The organism is uncultured Caballeronia sp. (assembly GCF_964243625.1).
In the GTDB taxonomy this organism is placed as follows: domain Bacteria; phylum Pseudomonadota; class Gammaproteobacteria; order Burkholderiales; family Burkholderiaceae; genus Caballeronia.
Window position 1 is genome coordinate 1 of the sequence record NZ_CAXTGZ010000068.1, and the last position, 17,212, is coordinate 17,212.

Here is a 17,212-nt window from a genome sequence, read left to right on the forward strand (position 1 = left end):
CTCGTGACCGCCTTTCCTGATGATCGAATCGACGATCCGGATCGTGCTGTCGTACAGCGCCGGATCACCCCACGTCAGGAACGCGCCGCACTCGCCGTCCGCCATCTCGTCTGAAATGAGCCGTTCAAATACGGCCTGCTTGTCGTCGTTGAGATCTTCCACGCTCCCGCGATAATCGGCGACATTGCGCTCCCGCTCCGGGCTCGTCCCCTCGGCGAACCGGTAATCGTTTCCCTTGATGAAACGCCGGCAGATCTCCCGCCGCAATGCAATCAGTTTTTGCTTGGCGGCGCCCTTGTCCATCACGAAGAAGACGTCCACTTCGTTGAGCGCGTTGACCGCCTGAATAGTCACATAGTCGGGGTTGCCCGCACCAATACCAATGATCAGAATTCGCTTCATCACCGCCTCGTTCAAGGATTTGGTGACACGATACATTGTCTCGATGCAGCGATGCATCCGTGAACGGGAAAATCCCGGGACCAGCCCGGGATAGAGTGCACAGCGTGCTTGTCAGATGGAAGCGCGCAGCGTCCTGGCAGCCGCCACCATGTTGGTCAGCGCCGGAATGACTTCTTCCCATTGACGCGTCTTCAGGCCGCAATCCGGATTCACCCACAGGCGTTGCGCCGGAATGCGTTCGGCTGCTTTCCTCATCAATTGCACGATGTGCTCTTGCGTCGGAATGTTCGGCGAGTGAATGTCGTACACGCCCGGTCCGATCTGGTTCGGGTAGTCGAAGTGATCGAACGCGTCGAGCAACTCCATGTCTGAACGCGAAGTCTCGATGGTGATCACGTCGGCGTCCATGTCGGCAATCGAAGCGATGATGTCATTGAACTCCGAGTAACACATATGCGTGTGGATCTGCGTCTCGTCGTCCACGCCGTTCGCCGTGATGCGAAACGATTCCACCGCCCAGGCGAGGTATGCGTTCCACTGCGATTTGCGCAGCGGCAAGCCTTCGCGCAATGCGGCTTCATCGATCTGGATCACATGCACGCCGGCCTTTTCGAGGTCGAGCACCTCTTCACGGATGGCAAGCGCGAGCTGGTAGCACGAGACGGAGCGCGGCTGGTCGTCGCGCACGAATGACCAGTTCAGGATCGTGACAGGGCCGGTGAGCATGCCTTTCATCGGCTTGGCTGTCAGCGACTGCGCGTATTTGATCCATTCGACGGTCATGGCCTTCGGGCGGCTGATGTCGCCGAAGAGGACAGGCGGCTTCACGCAACGCGAACCATACGACTGCACCCAGCCAAACTGGCTGAAGGCGTAGCCATCGAGCTGTTCGCCGAAGTATTCCACCATGTCGTTACGCTCGGCTTCGCCGTGGACCAGCACGTCGAGCCCCAGCGCTTCCTGTTCGTGCACGCTGCGCTCGATCTCGGCGCGCATCGCGGCCTTGTAGCCGGCGTCGTCGAGCGCACCGCTCCTGAACTGGCTGCGCGCATGGCGGATGGCGCCGGTCTGCGGGAACGAGCCGATGGTCGTCGTCGGATACGCCGGCAGTTTCAGCAAGGCAGCCTGCTTGCTCGCGCGTGCCGCATAGACATTCTTGCGCTGGCCCAGCTCCGGATTGATCTTCGCGAGGGCGGCCTTGACCACCGGGTTGTTCACGCGCGGCGATGCGCGTCGCTCGGCGATGGCAGCGCTGTTTGCAGCCAGTTCGGTCTTGACGGCGTCGCGGCCTTGATTCAACGCGGTGGCGAGCAGCTTGAGTTCGCCGAGTTTCTGCAGCGCAAACGCAAGCCATGAGCGGACTTCTGTATCGAGCTTCTGCTCGCTGTCGAGATCGACCGGCACGTGCAGCAACGAGCAGGAAGGCGCGATCCAGAGGCGCTTCCCGAGCTTCTTCGCAACGGGTTCGAGCCAGTCGAGCACGCTCGCCAGATCCGTCTTCCAGATATTGCGGCCGTTGATCACGCCGAGCGACAATACGCGGTCTTGCGGCAATTGAGCGATGACTGCATCGACTTCGGCGCGGGCGTTGATTGCATCGAGGTGCAGGCCGTGCACCGGCAGTTTGCAAGCCAGCGCCAGATTGCCGAGCAACGGGCCAAAGTACGTCGCGAGCAACAGCTTGACCCTGCTGTTCGCAAGCGCCTGATAGGCCGTGACGTACGCCTGTTGCCAGTCGGCGGACAGCTCGGTCACGAGGACGGGTTCATCGATCTGGACCCATTCCACGCCTTCTGCGGCCAGCGTGGTCAACAGTTTCGCGTACACCGGCAGCAGGCGCGGCAGCAGGGCCAGCTTGTCGGAGTCGTCCTTGGCCTTGCCAAGCGCCAGATACGTCACCGGGCCGATGATCACCAGTTTCGCCTTGACGCCCTGCGCTTTGGCCTCAGCCAGTTGTTCGAGCAGACGTGACGGATCGAGTGTGAACTCCGTGCCCGCGCTGAATTCGGGAACGATGAAGTGATAATTGGTATCGAACCATTTGGTCATCTCGCCGGCAGCAACGCCGCCGCAGCACGCGCTGTGGTCCTCGGCGCCCGCGGCTGAACGGCCGCGGGCCACGCGGAAATAATTATCGAGGGTATCGCCGTGAAAACCATGAACGCGTTCCGGCAGGTTGCCCAGCGCGAAGCTCATGTCCAGCACCTGGTCATAAAACGCGAAATCGCCCACTGGCGCCAGGTCGAGATCCGCCTGGTTTTCCCAATGGCGGCGGCGTAGCCCCGCGCCCAGCTTTTTGAGTGCGTCGAGCGACGACTCGCCTTTCCAGTAGGACTCGAGTCCGAACTTCAGTTCGCGCTTGGCGCCAATGCGCGGGAAACCCAGATTGTGTGTCGTGACCATAGATGTGCCGCTCCTTGAATGAACGGCACGATCTTAGTTTGCATGGTCCATGAAATATAATGGTCATTTCTCATCGATCGATTAGTTCCTTTCATGGACGCACGATGCTCGAACGAACGCACCTGGCCATCATCCGCGAAGTCGACCGTCAGGGCTCCCTGACGGCCGCCGCGAGCGTGTTATGCCTGACGCAGTCGGCACTCAGCCATACCGTCAAGAAGATGGAGCAGCACCTCGGCACGGCGGTATGGACGCGCGACGGGCGCAATCTCCGGCTGACGCAGGCGGGGCAATACTTGCTCGCGCTCGCCAACCGCGTGTTGCCGCAAATGGAACACGCGGAAGAACGCATGAAGCAGTTTGCGCTGGGGCAGCGGGGCACGCTGCGCATTGGAATGGAGTGCCACCCTTGCTACCAGTGGCTGCTCAAGGTGGTGTCGCCGTATCTCGCGCGCTGGCCCGACGTGGATGTCGATGTCAAACAGAAATTCCAGTTTGGCGGCATCGGTGCGCTGTTCGGCTATGACATCGACATCCTGGTCACGCCTGATCCGTTGAGAAAGCCCGGCTTGCGCTTCGAACCGGTATTCGACTACGAGCAGGTGCTGGTGGTCGGGCGCAAGCACCGGCTGGCGAATGCGTCTTTCATTCTCGCCGATGAACTCGCCGACGAGGTCCTGATCACTTACCCGGTCGAGATCGACCGCCTGGATATCTACAACCAGTTCCTGATGCCGGCGAACGTCATGCCGAAGCGGCACAAGGTCATAGAGACCACCGACATCATGTTGCAGATGGTCGCGAGCGGCCGTGGGGTCGCCGCGCTGCCGCGCTGGCTGGTCGAGGAATACGCGGACAAGGTCGCCGTCAGCGCGGTCCGGCTGGGTGCGCAGGGGATCGCCAAGCAGATTTTCCTGGGCGTGCGCGAAACCGATCAGGCTATCGATTACCTGACCGCGTTTGTCGAGCTCGCACGTGGATCGGACTGGAATGCGGCCGTGGGCTCGGCCGTTCAGCGTGCGGCCGCCATTGAGTATCATCTCTGAGCCGTTCGTCTAAAGTCGATTTGCGGTGTTTCCTAAAGTTTTTACAGCCGCAGCCGTTATTCAGTGAGTGCGCTTGATAGCGGTCATCTGCCACTATGGCATCGGCCGCCCCTTTGGAGAGGTTCCGGTGCTTGTCGCACCAAAGACGCCAGACAAACTGGAAGATGATGGCGCAAAATTACGATGGGATTAAAGATGCGGAAAGTCAGTGAGACAAAAGCGTTTGACCTGAGTATCGCTGTCCTTCGGAAGGCTCAGGGGAAAGGGAATCCCGACGACTTCGTGACGGGTACTCCGGAATGGCAAAAAGCACAGCTCGGGGTCATGCAGGACACCATGCGGATCATCGGCCTGCTTCGCAGCGAAATGAACGAAACCGGGCGCTAAGACAGGCGTTCCGAGGCGCTAGCCTGCACGGCACAACGCGCGCCCTCTCACCCCAGGTGAAAACCAGCGGGTAAGCACGTCCCTCGACCAGATCAACTTGCAGTCCGGCGCGCCATGCCGTTCGGCCGGCTTGAACCCAGCGCTGAAAAGGCTGGGTTCACGAGCGCGTGCGATTGACGTCTACGAGCTCAACCATCGATTATCGGCAGCGATGTTCCCAGTGATGATGAACGCGGACTTTATGGCATTCGCGATGATGGTGATAGGGCGCGGCGGACGCCGGCGCGATGGTTACCAACGTGACAGTCGCAGCAGCGAGCGCAAGAATCAAGGTTTTCATATGTTTGTGGAAGACTGGAGTGGAGGGGCAAGGCGCTTTGGATCGGTCACAGTGTGACAAGCTTGATAACGACAGATCCGGCTATTTCTAAAGCGAAAATAGCCGGGAAGCATGTTTGCCGCCCCGCGACGCGCGACTTGGTTATCCCAGGTCCCGACCCGAGTCACACAACAGCGCCTGCGTTTTTGCGGGGTCAGTTGTTTTCGTTATGAATCTCAACCGAGAAACGTGTGTTGCCCGGGTTGCATTGCTCATTCAGTGCATTCGGGGACGTACAGTTTGGCTGGCCGGCCACCCTCAGTATTTGCAGGAACGGATCACCCGTCCCGATTTCCTCGATCCCCAATGCTGGAAACTTTGCTTTTTTGATCTTGATGTACCTGTACTCAATCGAGATATGTGACGCTACATACGTATCGATCAAATCCTGGAACACAGGTCGTGTCGATACTGCAACGCTATAGTGCACGCCATACCAATAGTCGATTTCCTTGTTATCGCGATCAATTCTATGGCACTGCAGCAGCATTTTCTTTATATGGCCTTCATACGCTTTATGAGCGCTGTTTGCTTTGGTCGTCAGGGGTGTGAGATTTTCGTCCGTGTCGCCTGAACCTCCCATCTCTTCGTTCAGTAAGTGCCCGGCGATCCAGCCTGTCATATGGCTATCGTCCAAGAGTGCACGCATGAACGGTCGCAAGCTGTTGGCGCTGGTTTTTGTACCGAGTGCGTAATAACTCGATACGTTGGATTGATCAGGGCCAAGTACTGCTGCCATCGACGTCCCGCTGCGGATTTGCGCGCTCTCGAACGTTTGGATCAGAGGTGGTCCGTACACTTCGCTGACAAGCCCGACAGCGAATCGATCTATCACTTTGCGGTTGGTTGTCGATAAAGATTTTCTGAAAGCCAAAAGTCTTCTCCTTTGATGCTGGTACCCGTAATACACGCCCGGCATGCAGTCCTGTCTTTTTCCTGTTAGCACGCGCGCCCATGAATCATCCCGCTTGCATGAGCACTTGCAGGAAGGTCGATTTCATGGGTAACAACACCGGGACCATTCTGTTTATTCCTTGTGCACAATCGCTCGGTTGGAAGTGGCCGGGTCGACGCCACGACAAATCGCACAGATCGCTTGCACGATTACGGCGACGGAGTATATGATCCATATATGTTTCATATATAGAGGTTGCCATGGGCATCGTAAATATCGACGATGATCTGCACGATCAGATACGCAAGGCAAGCGCCGTGTCGTGCCGGTCGATCAACGCGCAAGCGGCCTTCTGGATCAAGATTGGTTTGTTATCCGAAATGAATCCAACGCAGAGTTTCAACGAGATCGTTGCGGGAGAACTGCGCGCGGCGGGCGTCGTATCGCAACCGGTGAAGGTGGCTTTGACATGACCAAGCGACCAGAAGAAATCGCATTGATGGCCGAGTCCGGCAAGCTGCTGGCGGACGTGTTCGGCTATCTGGACCGGCAGAGCTTGATCGGCATGTCGACCATGCAAGTCAACGATCTGGTCGACAGCTTCATCGTGAATGAACTCAATGCGCGCCCGGCAAGCAAAGGGCAGTACGGGTATGCCTACGCGCTCAACTCCTCTCGCAACAACGTGGTTTGCCACGGCGTTCCATCCCCTGCCGAGCTGTTGCAAAGCGGTGATATCGTCAATTTCGATATCACGCTGGAGACCAATGGTTTTATTGCCGATTCCAGCAAGACATACCTTGTCGGCGAGGTTTCTCCGCTGGCCAGACGGCTCGTGCAAGTGACTTACGAGGCCATGTGGAAAGGCATCAAGGCGGTTCGTCCAGGCGGCAGACTGGGCGATGTGGGGCATGCAATCGAGCGGCACGCACGCAAAAACGGCTATTCGGTCGTAAGGGAATACTGCGGGCACGGCATTGGACGTGAAATGCACGAGGATCCTCAAGTGCTGCATTGGGGAAAGCCGCGCACGGGCCTGGTGCTGCAGGAGGGAATGGTGTTCACCATCGAACCGATGATCAACCAGGGGCGGCATGCCGTCCGTACTGAAGAAGATGGCTGGACAGTCGTTACGGACGATGGACAACTGTCTGCGCAATTCGAGCACACTGTCGCTGTGACTCGCAACGGCGTGCGCGTCCTGACTTTGCGCCCCGAAGAAAAGATGCTCAACTGACGGCCCGGGGAAGGGGAATCGCGAAAACAAGATGCGTTCCTTTCTTCATGACATCGACCCGATCATCCACCGACAAGGCTCCATGAGAAACCTCCTTGCATCGACAATTGCGACGCTCATTCTGCTTGCTAGCACAGCCGCGATAGCCCAGGCGCCCAAGCAGGAGTGCGCCATCGGCTATGTCACGGGCATTGGCGGAGCGGCGCAAAACGTCCGTGAATACCTCGCATTGCCGGACCGCGACAAGTATCGCTACCTTGCGGACAACCCGATCAATTGCCGGGTTTCGGATGAAGGCCGTGCGTCGGCGTGTACGGGCCTCACGAGCTTCCGGCACGAAAAAGTCAGCGTCTACGATGACGTCGACGACGCGACAATAGCCGTCGTCGCGCGCGTGGAACTCGACCGGGGGACGTATCCGGCGATCATCGTCGTGCCAAGGCCGAATGTGCAGTGCGAGCAATAATTGCAAAGGCTGCGTGAAGCGGGTATCAAGCGAGCCAATCACGCTTCAATAAAAAACGGCGCGCACTGCAGAGTGCCAGCCGTTTTTCCTTTTAGCGCGTAACGACCCGGCAGCAAGCCGGGCCTGAACAAACGTCAGAATATGTTGCGAAGGCCGACTGCAACGCCGGTCTGGTTGTTGCGTCCCGGGAAGTCCGCTTGCGCGGCGCCCGTCCCGCGGATGAAATCGACCGTGCCATACACTTCCGTACGCTTGGACAGCGCGTACTCGGCAAGCAGCACGCCCGAGTAACGTACCCCGCGGCCAAGCGTGGTTCCGTCCGCGTTCAGCGCATTGCGCGAGTGATCGTAGTAGCCCGCAGCAGTCAGCAGCAACGGCGGCGTTACCTGCCATGTGGTGCCGGCGTAGAAGCCGTCGTCGATGCGGTTCGTATTCGCCACGGGGGCCGCAAAGCTCGCCGCGGGAGAGTTCGCAGCCGACATGAAGATGTCGACCATGCCGGTATTGTCCTGCGCGTGCAGCCAGCCGGCGTAAGCCTTGACCGTACTGAACGCATAGACCGCGCTCACGTTGACCACGTTGAACTTGCGGTTTTGTGCGTCGCTGTTCTGCTGGAAGCCGGCATCGAGCGACAGGCCGCTGAACGTGTAGGACGCCGTTACGCCGTACATGTTGTTCGCGCCCGTGCTGCCCGCCGTGTTGCCGAAGGCGTACATGGCTTCCACGTTCAGGCCGCCGAACTGACCGTTGTACTTGACCGAGTTGTTCGAACGCAAGCCGTAGCCGAGTGCGCCGGGCAGCCAGCCGTCCTGATCGTAGTTGCCCACGGTCAGCGGATCATAGACGTTGCCAAGCTGATCGAAGAGCGGCGTATTCTGACGGCCGAACGTAAGGGTGCCGTACTGGTTGCTCGATAACCCGACATACGCCATCCGGCTAAACAGCGTGTTCTGGCTCGCCAGTTGGCCGTTCCAGACGTTGAAACCGTTTTCCAGGCGGAACACGGTGGACAGTCCGCCGCCCAGATCCTCGGAACCCTTCAGGCCCCAGCGGCTGCCGGTGATCGGGCCGTTGCCCATCGCTACCTGGCTGTCGTTGTTTGCATTCGCGTTCGTGAGATAACGTACGCTGGTATCGACAATGCCGTACAGCGTAACCGAGCTTTGCGCAAAAGAAGATTGAGCCGCGATGGCGATGAATGCGCCGGTAATGGCGCGAGTGATTTTGTTCACCAGTGTCTCCGCATGTTTAGTTTTTAGATAAACGCCGGCCGGTTTTGACGGCCCTGATCCATGAACGATTTTGTCGTCCGGGCGCAATCATATTTCCGTCGATTAAAAAGCGGGGCTGGTTTTCAATATTCGTGTCTCCCGTTCGCAACATCGGGTTGACTTGCGCGAATTGATTGGCAGTTTTGTTTCTTGTTCTTGATTAATCGTTTTATGTGCTTCGCGATTTTCCACGAGCGGTTTTCTTGGCGGTCGCGCTCCGAGGCGCATCCTTGTCAGCCTCGGTGCCGCTCGCTGTGTTCATCTGTTCGAGCCATGACAACGCGTCCGCATACGATAAGAACTGCTGCAAATACCCGGGCGACAACTCGCGCATCAATGACAACGCGCGATGCACGAGGCTGCTCGAATTAAGCGGGCCGGCATTTCCGGGTACTTGCGCGAGCGATTGCCGGAACTGTCTTTCAGTGCTGATCCTGTTCCACGTCTCGCGGAAGTATTCAAGCGCCGCCATATCCGGATAAGCACTGGGCGCGCGCCCATTCGCAATGTAGTCAACGAGTCCGCTCAACGGTCCGGATGCGGACTCGCCATCTGGCGCTTTCGGTTGAGCGTTTGCAGCAAGATCACTGGCGAAGGCATCGATCAATTCGGTTAACCTCGCGTTCAGGACGCGCCGTGTTTCACCGTCATGGTTTATCGCGCGCCGCTCCATCGCTTCGATAATCCGAAAGCGCACCGGATCAAACCGATCGGCGCCGCGTTCGCGCCAGGCATCGAGCGTTGCATGGAAATCGCTCATGGCGCCTTCACCGTTGCGGCCGATGGTTTCGGCACAGGCGCGATCTCGACTCGGCGGTTCTTTGCGCGCCCGGCATCGTTCGTATTCGATTCCACTGGCTGCTGCGAGCCGAACGCCGCTGCAAATAGCGATGAGGAGGGCACACCTTCATCGATCAACGCACGCGTCACCGTCAGCGCGCGTTGCGCCGACAGTTCCCAGTTGTCCGCGAAACGGCGATTGCCTTCGCGCAGTTGCCGGTCATCGGTGAAGCCGCTCACCATCAGGATCTGCTCGTTGGCCTGCAGATAAGCGGTGAGCGGTCCGGCCAGACTCTTCAGCACCTTCCGGCCTTCGGGCTGCAACTGATCTGAGTTGAGCGCAAACAATACGCTGCCATTGATGCCGATCCGCCCGTTGACCAGCGTCACGCGACCCGCGGCCAACGGCCCGGCGAGCGCTTGCTCGAGCGTCTTGCGGCGCTGCGCTTCCACCTGATGCTGCTTGACCTCGTGTTCGAGCTTGCTGGAAAGCTCCAACTGCACGCCGATGACCCCCACCAGGATCAGCATGAACGCGCCCAGCAATACCGACATCAGGTCGCCGAAGACGGCCCAGACCGGCGCTGCGGGTTCGACGCCGCCGTCGATATCCTCGCTCATGCCGCTTCGGCTCCGGCAGACGTCCGCTTGCCGCCGATCTGCTGCAAGTCCTCGATGATCTGCTTCTGCGACATCACGCTCAAATCGATGACTTCGCGCGCCTGCGCGACGTAATACGCAAGCTGTTCGTCGCTGCGCGTGAGCGATTTATCGAGCGCTGTTTCGATGCGCTGAAGGTGCGCCACGAGCTTCTCGTTCGAATCGCCGAACAACTGCACGGCTACGCCGAACGCCTCGCCGAGGCTCGCGACCTCGACCGCGCTGCCGGTGACTTGCGCCGCAATGCCGCTCAGCTTGCCGGTCTCCTGCTCCACCTTATCGGTGAACCGGGTGCCGACGCGATCGAGCAGATCCGCCGACGTGCTGACCAGCGCATCGACAGCCGTGCGCTGCTCGGTCGAGGCGTGGTTGACGGCATCGAGCAGGGTTTCCAGCGTGGCCAGCAGGCGGCTGCGTTCCTCGAGCATGGCGGTGTCACGCACCATGCTGTCCGAGAGCTTGATGCGCAACTCGGCGATCATTTCCGCCGCGGCCTTCGGTGCTTCCGACGCCGCCTGCACCAGCCGCGAAATCTCGCCGATGGTGTCGCTCGCGTGCGCCTGCGTCTGCGCGGAGATGTCGCGTGCGGTGCTGGCCAGTGTGTCGCAGATGTCCTGCTGCCGGGTCGCCGTGCGCGCGCCGGCTTGTTCCCATTCGCGGCTGAGCGTTGTGGATATCGATTCAAGCTGGCCGGTCCAGGCGGCGAGCCGCGCTTCGTCGCGCGAAGCCAGTTCCGTCTGCAAGTTCGAATGTGACTGGTCGACCTTGCCGAGCAGCGACGCCGAATGCTGCTCGAAGCTCGCAGCCGCCGCGTTCAGCGCATGCGCGTTGTGTTGCGCCAGTTTCTCGCCGATACGCTCCTGCTGCGCCAACGCATCGCGCCATGCTGCCGATAAGCCGGCCGTGGTTGCATCGAGCCGGGTGGAGACACCATTGAGCAGGCTAATAGAGCGTTGCTCGAAGGTCTCGTTGAACCGGTCAAGCGATAGACGCAAATGCCCGGACAGTCCTTCAGACGTTCGCTGATGCGCAGTGAGCGCCTGATGCCAGATATCGGAAACGGTCGTGGCCGTCGATTCAAAACCGCTCGACAATCCATCCAGTTGCCGTTGTACGGCGGTCGTCACGCTGGTGTGCAACGCGGCCGACTCGCGCGTGAGACCGGCCATTGTTGCTTCCATGACGGGCTGCAGCGCAGCACCGGCGGCGCGGGCGCTTTCAGCGACGCTCTCTTTCATGGAACGTTCCACCGATGCAGCCAGGCGCGTGTAAGTCGCCTCCGTCCTGCCATGAAACGCATCCTGGTTCGCGACCTGCCGCTCGTTCAAAACATGGTTCTGCTGTTCGATGGCGGTCATCATCGCCTGCAGGCGATCAACCAGCGCAGGCATGACTTCCGCCTGACGCTGCAGGAGCCTGAACGCTTCCTCGCGCTGATGCGTCTGCGAATAGATGCGCAAGGTCGTCGCGATCTTCACGTCGAGCATGTGCGCCGCCTGAATCCGTTCGCGGCGGCACAACGCGGACAGCAAGCCCAGCATGGCCGATGTCGCCACGCCCGCAATCGATGTCCCGAACGCGAAGCCCAGCCCCTTGACCGGCGCGGCAAGCGATGCGCGGATGGCCTGCAGGTCGGTCGCGCTGTCGAGCGCCATGCCTGTGCCCCGGAGGGTCGCCACCATGCCGAGCAGCGTCCCCAGCATGCCGAGCAGCACCAGCAATCCCACGAGATACGGTGCGAGCGCGGGGCCCGGCAAGGCGACACGCTCGCCCTCCACACGCAGCCGCGCGGCATTGCGCAAGCTGGCCGGCAACTGTTCGAGCCACGCGCCGAGGCTCGTCGGCGGCGCGGACAGGCCGTCGATGGCGCGCGTCAGGCCGGACGTGGCCTCGCTATAACGTTTTAGTTCGAGCGCGCCCGCCACGTAGCAGGCGGCGATCAGCAGCGTGACGGCGAGCGCCAGCAGATTAGAGCCGATGTAACCCGCGCCGATCCAGCACACGGCGGCGAGACCTGCCAGGAACACAACGAGATTGATCAGATTTCTGGACATAGCGTCCCAGTTAGCTAGTGCGAAGGGCGGCGAGCAACCCTTCGACCGGTTGAAAACGAAGATCCAGTTCGGCCAGCAGCACGCTCTGCGTATCTTTGCGGAAAATTTCGAGCCATGCGCCCGGTGTTTCGTCGCCGCTCAGCGTATCCAGCTCCGCGCGTCGCAGACGCTCGAAGTGCCGGCCCAGCAGCACGGGCACGGTCCCGAGCAAGCTGCGTTCGCGTGGGCTCAACGCGCGTTCCATGACTGCATCGACTTCCGCGAGCCGCGTCATGGCCGGTGTCCTCGCGGCGAGCTTTGCCCGCAAACGGCCGCGCAGATTGCCGATGCCGGTTTCCATCGACTGTTGCAGGGTCAGATAGCGTTGACGGAAGACCGGATAGTCGGTATCGGCGGATGTTTCGATATGTGCTTGTGCCGCGCCCGGCCGTCTCTTCGGGGCGCCAAACACGCTGTCGCCAGCAATGGCGTTCGCGAGCGCGCTGCGCGCGGCCGCGCACTCTTTCTCTTCGGGGCTGCCCGAGGTTTGCGCGCTGGCAACGCCCGGAGGCGGCTTGCCGCCCAGCGCCGTAGATAAAGCGATCGCATCAGTCCAGTGGAGCCACTGGCTCAGCCGGTCCGAAAGCGATTGCCTGGATTCGGTAAAATCGACGTCCGTCAGGCGCGCAAGTAAGCGAATGAGCGCCGGGCCGCTGAGAGCTGTGCGCTGAGGAGCTTGCACCATTTCGCCAGAGTCAAAAAGTTCGCTAGTTTACACGTCGGCGGGGACGGTGCCGTCGATATGTGGCGGATGGTCGAAATCAGTGGCTCTTCGTGGTTGAGTTTTTTTGTCCAATGGCAATCTGCGGAAGAACGGCTACGGGCGATCCAAAAAGGCACGGCGGCGGCTGGGTACTTGCGAAGGCGCCGGAAAAGATGATGGCATTTGATGGTATCGCGCGGCTGGTGAGCAGTTGGTTTTTGCGGTCGGTCTCGCTGACGATGATCCGGAATGCATGGTCGAGGAGGCGGTCAAAACGTTGTTATCGGACGAGATGTACGACGCGGAACCTTTGCTGGTGGAATGGTTGGCGAAGTGACGTTGGCGTGGATTGAACAGGATCTTGAAGTGCTGTTTGCGAAAAGCGCGCGACCGCGTAGGAATTGATGGCGTAGCCGCTGCAACGGGTATTTGAAAGCCGTTGCTCGTTGCGTGCAGCGCAAAAAAGGCAGAGTGCCGAGTTTCAACCAAATCAAGGTCTTGGCCGACGTTCACGTGAGTTGTCCACAGCCTTGCCAACAAAAACTGGGGATAAGTTGCGTGAGTGGATCAATGGGCTACGCGTCGGTCACGGCAATGGTGGAGGTGGCTGTGTCAAACAGGTTCAATCCATCGCCCACTGGGGCGATCCATCGGGACGGCTTGCTTCCTGCGCTGAACTTGGCCGTCCATCATTACCCGACCAGGACTCGTTCAGCCCGGAGTTCCGTTCAACGCCGCCCTGATATCCAGCACGGAGGCACCCGGTGCAGCGAGTCCGGCCCGGTCGCCGTCAAGCGGCGTGCCCGTCGTTTGCATCAACCGGACCAGCGAATCCACGGAAGGAGCGGTGCCGAATTTCTGACGCAGCACGGCAAACGCCGCCGCCACTTGCGGCGACGCAAACGACGTTCCCCAAACGTAGTACGATCCGTGGCCAGCCCAGGGTGCGAGCACGAAGTCGCCACTGGCCCGGTCGCCGGTGCCGACGGGAGCAAAGAGACTGACCTTCTGCGAAAGGTTTGTATAACTGGTTGGGGTCGTGACTGACCGGATGCCGGCAGCGCCCACGGGAATGATGTTGTTCCCGCATGTCCAGGTCCCGGTTCCATTGACGCTGTCGTTGCCCGCCGACATCACGACTGCGATTCCTTTCGCACGCAGCACGCCCGCAACTGCGTCGATCCTTGCCCCGTCGCCTCCGGTCGCACACGGAAGAGATCCGGCAATTGACTTTCCGGATGCGGAAATATTCACCGCGACAATTTTCGAACCGATATCGGCCCGCGCAAGCAGTGTGCTGTTGACGTAATTGAGCGCGTCCACAACCGAGTTGATGGGCCAGCCTTGCGGACCGTCAGTTCCAGTGCCGCCACCGATCTTGACCGTGATGACACTTCCCCCCGGGGCGACGCCCGAGTACATCAGCTTCGTATTGGCATCATCCCAACGAACCGTAGGCTGACCAACCATGATTCCGGCGGTGGCTGCGCCGTGGTAGTAATGGCAGTACTGCGGGGAGTCAGAATTGGCCGTGTCGCGGCATGAATTGTCCGGTGCGTCCGACGGGAGGGACGCGCCGGACTGGGAAGCCACGTAATAGCCCGCTGAAGGATCGCCCGGTAGCGGCCGGCTGACCCAGCTCTGGAGTTTGCACAGACTAAGCCAATCAGTTCCCGTTCGTTGCCCTATGCAGACCTCGCCGGCTATTTTGCTTCTGCCTAGAGAATCCTTGAAAACAGGATTGTCGTTGCGAAATGCACCGTCAATGTCGACCACGATATAGCCTGTGCCGTCATAACTTTTGCCGTTCCGGTCGGTGTAGACGCCGTTGACCGTACCGCCCAGGTTGTATGGGATCGTTGCCGTCGATGGCCAGTCCGCAGGCATCGTTTGCGCGCCGACGTCACTGGCTAAGGCGATGGCAAGGGGAGGAAGGGCGAGCGACGCGGCAGTAAGGCGTCTGATAAGTGCGGGCCGGAACGGCGATAGGCACGTGTACAAATTGTCTGTATGGTTTTTCATCTGATTCCCTGTTGTTATCCAGGCGGAATGCAGTTCGCTTTCACGCCTGCCGGTTGTGTGGAGCGCGAATCGTCCACGCTGCCGATCAGATGCGGTATCAGATATTTCTGAAACAAGGGTTTCTTATTTGATTCGGGTGTGTTTTTTGCCAGTTCGTTGTCACGTTTCGGATGCAACCCTTAGGCGGTGCGAGCGCAAGCGAGAACAGGCACGCCCGTTCCAGTCGGCGGAATGACACATCACTCGCAACCGCCCATCTTCGAAATCACACGTTCACATCGCCCCTGACATCCAAGAGTGGTCGTTTCCCTCGCCAGTCGGGCATAGGTGGAAATGGCAGATCATCAATCTTTAAGCTTGGAAACTCTATATAAGAAGAATCCGATTTTGACAAAACTGTTGTTTAAAGCTCCGGATGATGGTCGGTTTTAACCTGCGCGCAGTTCATTTCGCGCCAATTTGTCGGTCGACAAAGTTAGCAATAAACCGATCGAATGAACCAAAACCAACTACCGGCCGACATCCAGCCGACTAAGACACATTCTTGTTGCCGTCGAGCAAACCGCCATAGCAACGCGACAGAACTTGGTGGGTGCTGCGGGATCACCGCGTGTGATTATTGAGCCGCGACAAATCGCGTTTGCATTGCTCGGCGCACTGCCCTGATGGTCAGCCGATAATCCGTTTCCTCGACGATTTCAGTCGACTAAGATTTCATCCGCAGTCGGCCCGCCCGCAATTGGGACGGACCCTGACCCGTCTTTCCGGTCGCGCACGGAAGATTCCGGCGACTGAACCCGGGTCTTAGGTCTTCATGCTAAATATGAGCGCCGGCCGAAGCTGCGGCACAGCTTGATCTAAAACAACTCATGCTGCCCCGAAATCAGCATTTGAAAATCACTCTGTAAAAGCGGCAGGATGGCATCGGCGATCGGCTGAAGCTGCCGCGTCAGATAATGGTCGTAGTCAATCCCCGACCTCCAGGTCTCAAGGGGCTCCGGCCCGGTGCTCGTCATCAGGTAACTGATCCAGCCGCCACGCTGATATTGCAGCGGACGCCCATGCTCACGATTGAATTTGCGGCGCCTCCGGTTTTTTTGGACACAGATTTAGGGTAAAACGTGTGTTCCAAACTGGAGTAGTTCATGTTGAAGAAAGCTGATGCGAATGCAGTTGCGCCAGAGTCGTTGGAAGGCGCGCGTAGCGCGACTGGAAGCGCCTCTGGCATCGCCGAAGTCAAACGCTGGTCGACCGGGCGCAAACGCGGCGTGGTGCTTCGATTGCTGCGCGGCGAACCCGTCGATGCCGTGTCGCGCGAAGTTGGCGTGACGATCGCCGAGCTTGAATGCTGGCGTGAACAGGCTCTGGCGGGCATGGAGGCAGGCCTGAAGGCACGCACTAGCGATCCGTTGGAAGCCCGACTCAACGAGGCCGTCCGGCGCGTCGGCGAGCTCACGATGACAATCGAGATTTTGAACAAGGAACGCGAGCGGCAGGCCCGTCGCCCTTTGAGCGCTCGGAGATCATCGACATGAGCCACGAGATCTCCGTGAGCGTCGGCAAGCCCTTTGGATTGCAACGGGTTTGCCAGGTGCTCGACTTCCCACGCTCGACGATCTACGCCGTACGTGCCAGAGCGGGCGCCGGCGTGACGCCGATGGTTGTGCGCAGGCGTGGGCCGAAGCCGAAGATGCCCGATGCTGACCTGCTCAAGGCCATCCGTGACGATCTGGCGGCTTCGCCCTTCAAGGGCGAGGGGCATCGCAAGGTCTGGGCACGGCTGCGCATCCTGCATGACATCCGTGTCTCCCGGACCCGCGTGTTGCGGCTGATGCGGGAGCACAGCCTGCTCTCGCCGCATCGTCAAGCGCGAGGCGGACCCATCCTTCACGACGGCCGGATAACAACTGATCGCCCTAATGAAATGTGGGGTACCGACGGCGTGCGCATCGCGACCGTGGACGACGGCATGGTGTGGATCTTCTCCGCCGTCGATCACTGCGACGGCATGTGCACCGGCATTCATGCCGCGAAAATTGGTGACCGTTTCGCCGCCCTCGAGCCGATCGCCCAGGGGCTGCTGGGCGAGTTTGGCTCCGTGGGTGCCGACGCGGGTCGCGGGCTGTCGCTGCGCATGGATCATGGTTCGCAGTACACCTCGGACGACTTTTGCGACCAGATCAAGTTCTGGGGCATCGCGCCGAGCTACGCCTTCGTCGCCGAGCCGCAGACCAACGGCGTGGCCGAGAGGTTCAACCGAACCATGAAGGAACAGGCTATTCATGGACGCATCTTCGAAAACCTGGAGGAAGTTCGTGCCGCCGCTGTCGCGTTCAAGGATCGATACAACCGCGACTGGCGTCTTGAAAAGCTGGGCTTCAAATCACCCCTCGAAGCCCGTCAGGAAAGGCTGATGAAGCTGGCCGCCTGAACTGCAAAAGCGTGTCCAAACAACCGGAGCCGGTACA

Annotated in this window: 16 protein-coding genes and 1 pseudogene; 7 read left to right on the top strand and 10 right to left on the bottom strand. The window is 59.7% G+C overall.

What is annotated here, in order from left to right:
- Together ACFFAR_RS06930 and metE are read right to left on the bottom strand one after the other, a co-directional pair.
- Nucleotides 1-402: SAM-dependent methyltransferase (locus ACFFAR_RS06930; protein ID WP_375507681.1), on the bottom strand; the 402-nt coding region annotated here is incomplete at its 3' end.
- A 111-nt stretch (nt 403-513) separates the two neighbouring features.
- Nucleotides 514-2,805 (bottom strand): 5-methyltetrahydropteroyltriglutamate--homocysteine S-methyltransferase, encoded by a 2,292-nt coding sequence (metE, locus tag ACFFAR_RS06935; RefSeq protein WP_375507682.1) that lies wholly within the window; start codon nt 2,803-2,805, stop codon nt 514-516.
- A 104-nt stretch (nt 2,806-2,909) separates the two neighbouring features.
- On the opposite strand from metE, the gene ACFFAR_RS06940 reads away from it, so the two are divergent.
- Both ACFFAR_RS06940 and ACFFAR_RS06945 read left to right on the top strand, forming a co-directional pair.
- The gene (locus ACFFAR_RS06940; protein ID WP_075360213.1) at nt 2,910-3,851 is read left to right on the top strand and encodes a LysR family transcriptional regulator; all 942 of its coding nucleotides are present in this window, start codon (nt 2,910-2,912) and stop codon (nt 3,849-3,851) included.
- A 183-nt stretch (nt 3,852-4,034) separates the two neighbouring features.
- Nucleotides 4,035-4,238 (top strand): hypothetical protein, encoded by a 204-nt coding sequence (locus ACFFAR_RS06945; protein ID WP_062001063.1) that lies wholly within the window; start codon nt 4,035-4,037, stop codon nt 4,236-4,238.
- Between the two features lie 533 nt (nt 4,239-4,771).
- Here the strand turns inward: ACFFAR_RS06945 and ACFFAR_RS06950 are convergent.
- Entirely contained in the window at nt 4,772-5,491 is a 720-nt protein-coding gene (locus ACFFAR_RS06950; protein WP_174363114.1) for a hypothetical protein, read from the bottom strand.
- Between the two features lie 281 nt (nt 5,492-5,772).
- Between ACFFAR_RS06950 and ACFFAR_RS06955 the strand changes: the two genes are divergently transcribed.
- The 3 genes from ACFFAR_RS06955 to ACFFAR_RS06965 all read left to right on the top strand — a co-directional run bounded on the left by ACFFAR_RS06955 (nt 5,773) and on the right by ACFFAR_RS06965 (nt 7,215).
- Nucleotides 5,773-5,985, top strand: coding sequence for a ParD-like family protein (locus ACFFAR_RS06955; RefSeq protein WP_075360215.1), 213 nt, complete (start codon nt 5,773-5,775; stop codon nt 5,983-5,985).
- Complete coding sequence (gene map, locus ACFFAR_RS06960; protein ID WP_174363115.1) at nt 5,982-6,749, top strand: type I methionyl aminopeptidase; 768 nt, start codon at nt 5,982-5,984, stop codon at nt 6,747-6,749. The genes ACFFAR_RS06955 and map overlap by 4 nt, the downstream gene beginning before the upstream one ends.
- 82 nt (nt 6,750-6,831) lie before the next feature.
- Nucleotides 6,832-7,215, top strand: a complete 384-nt coding sequence (locus ACFFAR_RS06965) for a hypothetical protein (protein WP_174363116.1) — start codon at nt 6,832-6,834, stop codon at nt 7,213-7,215.
- Between the two features lie 134 nt (nt 7,216-7,349).
- Here the strand turns inward: ACFFAR_RS06965 and ACFFAR_RS06970 are convergent, their stop codons facing one another.
- From ACFFAR_RS06970 to ACFFAR_RS07000, 7 genes and pseudogenes are all read right to left on the bottom strand, one after another.
- Nucleotides 7,350-8,447 carry a porin gene (locus ACFFAR_RS06970; RefSeq protein ID WP_062001058.1) on the bottom strand — a complete coding sequence of 366 codons (1,098 nt, stop codon included), beginning with the start codon at nt 8,445-8,447 and terminating at the stop codon, nt 7,350-7,352.
- A 208-nt stretch (nt 8,448-8,655) separates the two neighbouring features.
- Entirely contained in the window at nt 8,656-9,246 is a 591-nt protein-coding gene (locus tag ACFFAR_RS06975; RefSeq protein ID WP_174363117.1) for a DUF2894 domain-containing protein, read from the bottom strand.
- Nucleotides 9,243-9,887 (bottom strand): OmpA family protein, encoded by a 645-nt coding sequence (locus ACFFAR_RS06980; RefSeq protein WP_174363118.1) that lies wholly within the window; start codon nt 9,885-9,887, stop codon nt 9,243-9,245. The genes ACFFAR_RS06975 and ACFFAR_RS06980 overlap by 4 nt, the downstream gene beginning before the upstream one ends.
- Nucleotides 9,884-11,980 (bottom strand): DUF802 domain-containing protein, encoded by a 2,097-nt coding sequence (locus ACFFAR_RS06985; RefSeq protein WP_375507683.1) that lies wholly within the window; start codon nt 11,978-11,980, stop codon nt 9,884-9,886. Before ACFFAR_RS06985 ends, ACFFAR_RS06980 begins: the two co-directional genes overlap by 4 nt.
- A gap of 10 nt (nt 11,981-11,990) precedes the next feature.
- Nucleotides 11,991-12,704: a DUF3348 family protein gene (locus ACFFAR_RS06990; RefSeq protein ID WP_174364519.1), complete on the bottom strand. Its 714-nt coding sequence runs from the start codon at nt 12,702-12,704 to the stop codon at nt 11,991-11,993.
- Nucleotides 12,705-13,433: 729 nt separating this feature from the next.
- Nucleotides 13,434-14,498, bottom strand: coding sequence for a S8 family serine peptidase (locus ACFFAR_RS06995; RefSeq protein ID WP_375507684.1), 1,065 nt, complete (start codon nt 14,496-14,498; stop codon nt 13,434-13,436).
- A gap of 1,103 nt (nt 14,499-15,601) precedes the next feature.
- Nucleotides 15,602-15,826 (bottom strand): annotated as a pseudogene (locus tag ACFFAR_RS07000) (hypothetical protein); the annotation flags it as partial.
- 63 nt (nt 15,827-15,889) lie between these two features.
- Between ACFFAR_RS07000 and ACFFAR_RS07005 the strand changes: the two are divergent.
- Together ACFFAR_RS07005 and ACFFAR_RS07010 are read left to right on the top strand one after the other, a co-directional pair.
- On the top strand, nt 15,890-16,279 hold the full coding sequence (locus ACFFAR_RS07005) for a hypothetical protein (protein WP_375507685.1): 390 nt from the start codon (nt 15,890-15,892) through the stop codon (nt 16,277-16,279).
- Complete coding sequence (locus ACFFAR_RS07010) at nt 16,276-17,175, top strand: transposase (RefSeq protein ID WP_375507686.1); 900 nt, start codon at nt 16,276-16,278, stop codon at nt 17,173-17,175. Before ACFFAR_RS07005 ends, ACFFAR_RS07010 begins: the two co-directional genes overlap by 4 nt.
- Nucleotides 17,176-17,212: the final 37 nt, after the last annotated feature.

Bases quoted from the DNA above. Each gene is read 5' to 3' on its own strand.
- ACFFAR_RS06975 (WP_174363117.1), bottom strand. From the start codon at position 9,246: ATGAGCGATTTCCATGCAACGCTCGATGCCTGGCGCGAACGCGGCGCC.
- map (WP_174363115.1), top strand. From the start codon at position 5,982: ATGACCAAGCGACCAGAAGAAATCGCATTGATGGCCGAGTCCGGCAAG.
- ACFFAR_RS06940 (WP_075360213.1), top strand. From the start codon at position 2,910: ATGCTCGAACGAACGCACCTGGCCATCATCCGCGAAGTCGACCGTCAG.
- ACFFAR_RS07005 (WP_375507685.1), top strand. From the start codon at position 15,890: ATGTTGAAGAAAGCTGATGCGAATGCAGTTGCGCCAGAGTCGTTGGAA.
- metE (WP_375507682.1), bottom strand. From the start codon at position 2,805: ATGGTCACGACACACAATCTGGGTTTCCCGCGCATTGGCGCCAAGCGC.
- ACFFAR_RS06955 (WP_075360215.1), top strand. From the start codon at position 5,773: ATGGGCATCGTAAATATCGACGATGATCTGCACGATCAGATACGCAAG.
- ACFFAR_RS06985 (WP_375507683.1), bottom strand. From the start codon at position 11,980: ATGTCCAGAAATCTGATCAATCTCGTTGTGTTCCTGGCAGGTCTCGCC.
- ACFFAR_RS06965 (WP_174363116.1), top strand. From the start codon at position 6,832: ATGAGAAACCTCCTTGCATCGACAATTGCGACGCTCATTCTGCTTGCT.
- ACFFAR_RS07010 (WP_375507686.1), top strand. From the start codon at position 16,276: ATGAGCCACGAGATCTCCGTGAGCGTCGGCAAGCCCTTTGGATTGCAA.
- ACFFAR_RS06990 (WP_174364519.1), bottom strand. From the start codon at position 12,704: ATGGTGCAAGCTCCTCAGCGCACAGCTCTCAGCGGCCCGGCGCTCATT.
- ACFFAR_RS06945 (WP_062001063.1), top strand. From the start codon at position 4,035: ATGGGATTAAAGATGCGGAAAGTCAGTGAGACAAAAGCGTTTGACCTG.
- ACFFAR_RS06980 (WP_174363118.1), bottom strand. From the start codon at position 9,887: ATGAGCGAGGATATCGACGGCGGCGTCGAACCCGCAGCGCCGGTCTGG.